6 protein-coding genes are annotated in these 6,437 nt (G+C 61.3%); 4 read left to right on the top strand and 2 right to left on the bottom strand.

What is annotated here, in order from left to right; translation table 11 throughout:
* Positions 1-248 (top strand): P-II family nitrogen regulator (locus tag QZ564_RS18770; RefSeq protein WP_297113393.1); only part of this gene is annotated, 248 nt, incomplete at its 5' end.
* A gap of 67 nt (positions 249-315) precedes the next feature.
* Complete coding sequence (glnA, locus tag QZ564_RS18765; RefSeq protein WP_297113390.1) at positions 316-1,725, top strand: type I glutamate--ammonia ligase; 1,410 nt, start codon at positions 316-318, stop codon at positions 1,723-1,725.
* 96 nt (positions 1,726-1,821) lie between these two features.
* Here glnA and QZ564_RS18760 read toward each other — a convergent pair whose 3' ends face one another.
* Both QZ564_RS18760 and QZ564_RS18755 read right to left on the bottom strand, forming a co-directional pair.
* Positions 1,822-2,472 carry a PilZ domain-containing protein gene (locus tag QZ564_RS18760; RefSeq protein WP_297113388.1) on the bottom strand — a complete coding sequence of 217 codons (651 nt, stop codon included), beginning with the start codon at positions 2,470-2,472 and terminating at the stop codon, positions 1,822-1,824.
* A 112-nt stretch (positions 2,473-2,584) separates the two neighbouring features.
* Complete coding sequence (locus tag QZ564_RS18755; RefSeq protein WP_297113386.1) at positions 2,585-3,232, bottom strand: PilZ domain-containing protein; 648 nt, start codon at positions 3,230-3,232, stop codon at positions 2,585-2,587.
* Between the two features lie 157 nt (positions 3,233-3,389).
* Between QZ564_RS18755 and QZ564_RS18750 the strand changes: the two genes are divergently transcribed.
* Together QZ564_RS18750 and tet are read left to right on the top strand one after the other, a co-directional pair.
* Complete coding sequence (locus QZ564_RS18750) at positions 3,390-4,865, top strand: NAD(P)H-hydrate dehydratase (RefSeq protein ID WP_297113383.1); 1,476 nt, start codon at positions 3,390-3,392, stop codon at positions 4,863-4,865.
* A gap of 118 nt (positions 4,866-4,983) precedes the next feature.
* On the top strand, positions 4,984-6,231 hold the full coding sequence (tet, locus tag QZ564_RS18745) for a Tet(A)/Tet(B)/Tet(C) family tetracycline efflux MFS transporter (RefSeq protein ID WP_297113381.1): 1,248 nt from the start codon (positions 4,984-4,986) through the stop codon (positions 6,229-6,231).
* Positions 6,232-6,437: the final 206 nt, after the last annotated feature.

Here is a 6,437-nt window from a genome sequence, read left to right as displayed (position 1 = left end):
CCGAGGCCAAGGGTTTCGGTCGCCAGAAGGGCCACACCGAGCTCTATCGCGGCGCTGAATATGTGGTGGATTTCCTGCCCAAGGTGAAAGTCGAAGTGGTTTGCCCCGACGATTTGGCCGAAAAGGCCATCGAGGCGATCCGTGTGGCCGCTCAGACCGGCCGCATCGGTGACGGCAAGATCTTCGTCTACTCCATCGAGCAGGCCATCCGTATTCGTACCGGCGAATTCGGCGACGACGCGCTCTGAGACCTCCTCTCAGACGCCCGACGCCACATCCAGCAACAAGCATCCGATTTAGACAGGGGAAGACCTAATGACCACCGGAAGCGATATTGTTCAGCGTATCAAGGACGAGAACATCAAGTATCTCGACGTGCGCTTTACCGACCTGCGCGGCAAGCTGCAGCACGTCACCATGGACGCATCGGTGGTTGATGCCGACATGTTCGAGGAAGGCGTCATGTTCGACGGTTCCTCCATCGCCGGCTGGAAGGCCATCAACGAGTCCGACATGGTGCTGATGCCCGATCCGGAATCGGCCTATATGGACCCGTTCTTTGCCGCGCCGACTCTCGCCATCAATTGCGACATTCTCGAGCCCGCCACCTACCAGCCCTACAACCGTGACCCGCGCGGCATCGCCAAGAAGGCCGAAGCCCTGGTCAAGTCGTCTGGTATTGGTGACTCGGTCGTGTTCGGTCCCGAGCCCGAATTCTTCATTTTCGACGATGTGAAGTACTCGACCTCCACCTACAATGTCGGCTTCTCGGTCGACCATTCGGAACTGCCGATCAACAGCAATGCCGAATATGAAGGTGGCAATAACGGCCATCACATCGGCCTGAAGAAGGGCTACTTCCCGGTTCCGCCGCTGGACAGCGCCCAGGACATGCGCGGTGAGATGCTCGAAGCCATGGGCTCGATGGGCGTCATCATCGAAAAGCACCACCACGAAGTGGCTTCCGCCCAGCACGAGCTTGGCATGAAGTTCAAGCCGATGATCCAGTCGGCCGACGACGTGCTGCTCTACAAATATGCCGTGCAGCAGGTCGCCAATTCCTATGGCAAGACCGCAACCTTCATGCCCAAGCCCGTCTATGGCGACAACGGCTCGGGCATGCACTGCCACCAGTCGATCTGGAAAGATGGCAAGCCGCTCTTTGCCGGTGACCAGTATGCCGGCCTCTCCATGGAGTGCCTCTACTACATCGGCGGCGTGATCAAGCATGCGAAGGCGATCAACGCCTTCACCAACCCGACCACCAACTCTTACAAGCGTCTGGTGCCGGGCTTCGAAGCCCCCGTGCTGCTGGCCTACTCGGCTCGCAACCGTTCGGCTTCCTGCCGTATCCCATTCGGCCAGTCGCCCAAGTCCAAGCGCGTTGAAGTGCGCTTCCCCGATCCGATGGCCAACCCCTACCTCGCGTTCACCGCGCTGCTGATGGCTGGCCTCGACGGCATCAAGAACAAGATCCACCCGGGCGATCCGATGGACAAGGACCTCTACGAGCTGCCCAAGGAAGAGCTCAAGGAAATCCCGACCGTTTCCGGTTCGCTGCGCGAAGCCCTGGAAAGCCTCTCGGCCGACCGCGACTTCCTCAAGGTCGGTGGCGTCATGGACGACGACTTCATCGACAGCTACATCGACCTCAAGATGCAGGAAGTGATCAAGTTCGAGCACACCCCGCACCCGGTTGAGTACGAGATGTACTACTCCGCCTAAGCGGTTCGATATCGAAATGGGGAAGGGGCCTTTTGGGCCCCTTTCTTTTTTGCCTGTGCCTGTGACGTAGACGCGGCGCCGATGCGCCCCGGGTCGCTACGCCGTCTGGAAGGTCCGCCGCATGACCTCGCGCCATTCGTCCGGTGCCTCCAGCAGGCCCTCGAGATGATCGGCGTTCTGGGGCTCGAAGAAGCGCACCGCAAAGCCGAAATCGAACAGACGGACCACCTCGCCGGTGACGCGCCCGACGGTGACGATCTCGCCGACCTCAGGCTGGAACGCCGCCGATACGGCAGCACCAGAGATGGAATAATCCACGATCAGGCAGGGTTGCGACCAGTTGTCGGGCCGCGCGATCACCGTGCGGGGATTGCTCGGCATGACACGCTGCGCCACGCGCCGGTCGGTTTCCGTGGTCCACAATTTCTCGCTGAAGCTGGTGATGCGCATATTGAGGCGCTCGCGCTCCGCGGCGTCCTGCTCGATGCTCATTTCAAAGCCGTCATCGAAGTGCCGGGTCACGGCGCCGGTCAGCGTGCCAAAGGAGGTGAAGCTGGCTGACACCGCCTCGCCCTTTTGGGGAATGACAGGCGCGGTGACCCGAAGCGTGTCACTGCCGATCATGCGCAGCCGGCACGCAAACAGGTTGATGCCCGGATGCGTGGTTTGCGCCCCAATGACATAGCGTCCGGCGACGGTAGTGATGCCGTGCAAGGCAATTGTAGGGCGTTCCAGAACCTCGGACACATCCGACCTCCCGCTGGTGATCGAAAGAGCATGCCCGAGCCCCGTCAACGCCCTCTTGCCTGGACTATTCGCAATTTATCGATATCGGTAACCCATGCGCCACCATTGGGTCTTACGCCGCGGGCGGCTTGATCAGGGTCTCCAGATCTTCGATCTCCTGAAGCTGGATGAACTGAAGCGCAAAGCCGACATCGAGATGACGGACGACGCGGCCCACGACCCGGCCGAGGGCCATCGGCGTGCCCAATTCCGGCCAGCAATGCGCGGAGATGGCGGCCCCTGAGCGGGACACATCGATAATGAAGCAGGGAATGCTCTGTCCATCGGCCATGACAATGGTGCTGCGTGGGTCGCGCGGCTGAAAGCGACGGAACTCGCGCTTGTCGGGAACTTGCGCATGCACGTGTCTCTTGTGCCAGTCGATCTTGGCACCGAGCTTCTCGCGATCCTGGTCGCTCAATTGCAGATCTGTCACGAAGCCAGAGGCCAGCCGGCGCGTGATCCGCCCCCGCAACATGCCGAACTCGTTGAAGTGCGACGAGACCAACTCGCCTTCCTTGCCGACGACCGGGCCCACGGCGACCAGCATGCGGGTCGAGATCGAGCACAGCCGGCAGGCATAGACAGGGATCTTCTCATCTGGAGAATGGCGACGTTCCGGCAGCGCATAGCGTCCCGCCAGCGCGCCGATGAAGCGCACATCATGCCACTTATACGTACCGCCCGAACTGTCTTCGTCGGGCGCCGTGGTCAATAGCATGGGCCCCCCTCACCATGTGTCATGAGCAGCGTCTCGGATTCTGCGGAGTTCCCTTAAGGAAATTTCCCAATGTGCGACCAATTGACCATTCGGCCGTAAATGAGTTCCTAATCAAATAGCCGTGAGCCGTTCACTTTCCGAACCTGAAACGTTTTTTATGCGCAACACTCATCCAAACGCCCTGCTCACCCCCACAGAAATGGGAGAAGCCGACCGGTTGGCGACGCTGGCCGGGGTGCCAAGCCTGGACCTCATGGAACGCGCTGGTGAGTCCGTGGTCGACTTCCTTGTGTCGGAACATGCACGCTGCCTTGTCCTTGTGGTGTGCGGTCCAGGCAATAATGGTGGCGACGGGTTCGTAATCGCGCGGCTGCTCAAGAAACACGGTTGGCCGGTGCGGGTATGGTTGTCCGCCGAACGCGACCGGCTGCGTGGGGACGCCGCAGTCATGGCGGATCGCTGGACTGGGGCCCTCGAAACCGGGGAATTCAACCTTGGTGAGGCAGCGCTTGTCGTCGATGCCCTGCTTGGTGCCGGGTTGGACCGGGACATCACAGGCCCCATGGCGAGCGTGATCGGGGTCATCAACCAGTCAGACCTTCCCGTTGTCAGCGTGGACATGCCCAGCGGCGTCGATGGTGCCACCGGGGCTGCGCGCGGGATCGCCATCAGGGCAGGTACCACTGTCACCTTCTTTCGCCGCAAGCCAGGTCACGTGCTCTTGCCTGGCCGAGACCTCTGCGGCCGCACAATAGTGCGCGACATCGGCATCCCCGATTCGGTCCTCGAACGCATTGAACCGCGGACCTGGCATAATGGTCCGGGCCTGTGGTCGCTTCCGAAGCCGGATATTGCCGGGCACAAATTCGACCGCGGGCACGTGGCTGTCATGTCCGGCGGTGCCCAGCAAACGGGTGCTGCAAGACTGGCTGCCTATGGCGCGTTCCGGGCGGGGGCAGGGCTTGTCACGATTCTTGGTGACCGCGCCGCCCTTGCAGTTCACGCTGCGCATGTTACCGCGATCATGTTGCGGCAAGTGGAGGACACGGCCGACACGGCCACTGTCCTCTCAGACAAACGCGTCAACGCCTATGTGATCGGTCCGGCGGCCGGAATTGGCTCAGAGACGCGGGCCCATGTTCTCGCGGCTCTTGCCTCGGAGGCCGCCATCGTTCTGGATGCCGATGCTTTGACGAGCTTTTCTGAGGGGCCCGAAAGCCTGTTCGGCGCCATCCGCGAGCGCACCGCCCCTGTAATCATGACCCCGCACGAGGGCGAATTCACACGCCTCTTCCCCGACATCGGCGGGAGCAAGCTGGAACGCGCTCGCGCGGCCGCGCACCGCTCGGGCGCCTGTGTCATTCTCAAGGGCAGTGACACCGTGATCGCCGCTCCCGATCACCGCGCCGCCATCAACGACAATGCCCCATACTGGCTCGGAACGGCTGGGGCAGGCGACGTTCTCGCCGGCACCATTGGGGGTCTGCTTGCCCAAGGGATGGCAGGATTCGAGGCCGCCTGTGGTGCCGTATGGATTCATGCCGAGGCCGCCAACCACTTCGGCGGACCGGGGATGTTGAGCGAAGACTTGCCGGAATTGCTGCCCGGCGTGCTCAAATCGCTCGCCTCTTGAGGCGTCCGCAAGCCTGCTGACACGGGCTGGCGGCTAGCTTGATCATTGTGATGCTCTGACTTGCCGCCTCTGGCCGGTGCAACTACATGAGCTTGCGCGAGGCGGCGCGGCCTCCTCGATGCGCGATGTCCTGTCGTGTGCGGCGCATGATCTCTGGAGCACAACCATGAACAAGGCGCTGGTCGTCATTCTCGCCGCCGTCATGCTCGATGCCGTTGGCATTGGCCTGATTTTTCCCATTCTTCCCGCGCTGCTTCGCGAAGTCGGGCACACGACCGATATCGCCACCATTCTTGGGGTCATGCTCGCCCTCTATTCGGCGTGCCAATTCTTGTTCTCGCCGGTGCTGGGTGTGCTGAGCGATCGCTTTGGTCGGCGTCCGGTCTTGCTGATCTCCTTGGCCGGCGCTGCGATCGACTATGTGGTCATGGCGTTCGCACCCGAACTCTGGCTACTGGTCATCGGGCGCGCCATCGCCGGTATCACCAGCGCGAATATGGCGGTGGCGACCGCCTACATCACCGATATTTCCAGTGAAGAGGAGCGGGCGAAGCGCTTTGGCCTGTTCCACGCCATGTTTGGCATCGGGTTCATTATCGGGCCCGTCCTGGGCGGCATTCTGGGAGACATCTGGTTGCGCTCGCCATTCCTGGTGGCCGCCGCGCTCAACGCCGTCAACTTCGCGCTTGCCCTGTTCATGCTGCCCGAATCGCGTCGGGGCCAGAAGGGTGCGCGCTTCACAATGGACACGTTGAACCCTTTCAAGCCGCTGGCCTGGTCCCTGACGTTCAAGGCGCTGATTCCCTTGATGGCCATCTATTTCATCATGAATCTGGTGGGTACGGTCTACGGAACGACCTGGGCGATTTACACCGAAGATGTCTTTGCCTGGAACGGTATGACGATTGGCCTTTCCCTCGGGGCCTTCGGCGTATTCCACGCGCTGGCGCAGGCGTTTCTCACAGGTCCGGCCGTTGCCCGCTTGGGCGAACGATGGGCGTTGATAGTTGGGATGACCTTCGAGACGGGCGCCATGATGACACTGGTCTTTGCCACTCAGGGCTGGATCCTGTTCGCCATGGCGCCGGTCTTTGCCCTGGGCGGTATAGGCATGCCTGCACTACAGTCGCTCACAACGCGGCAGGTGGATGCTGATCGTCAGGGCCAGTTGCAAGGTGTGCTGGCCAGTCTCGTCAGCCTGGCCTCCGTCTTTGGTCCGCTCTTCTTCAGCTTCGTTTATCACGGTCTGCGACCAAGCTGGCCTGGAGCCATCTGGCTGGTGGCAATTTGCATCTATTTGCTCGCATTGCCGCTGATGGCCGGAATTCGTCGTCCGCCTCCGACCATCATCCCGGCGTCTGCATAGGCAAATAGGGAACAATCCCCGGAAAACCGGGCGTTTGCTCGTTTCCGGGGGTTGCAGGCCCGATTTTTCCAGTCCATTAACAGCTTTGCACCGTCGGGCAGCCGAAAACCCCCGGAATTCCTTGCGCTCAGCGCAGAATCACAAAAGGTTGTCGGCGTTTTCGTTCGCCAGAGACGGCGGGCATTCACTGTGAGGAAACGCTATGA

Source organism: uncultured Devosia sp., assembly GCF_913055165.1.
Taxonomy (GTDB): Bacteria; Pseudomonadota; Alphaproteobacteria; order Rhizobiales; family Devosiaceae; genus Devosia.
Note: the sequence above shows the minus strand (reverse complement) of the source record. Positions and strands in the feature narration are given on the sequence as shown.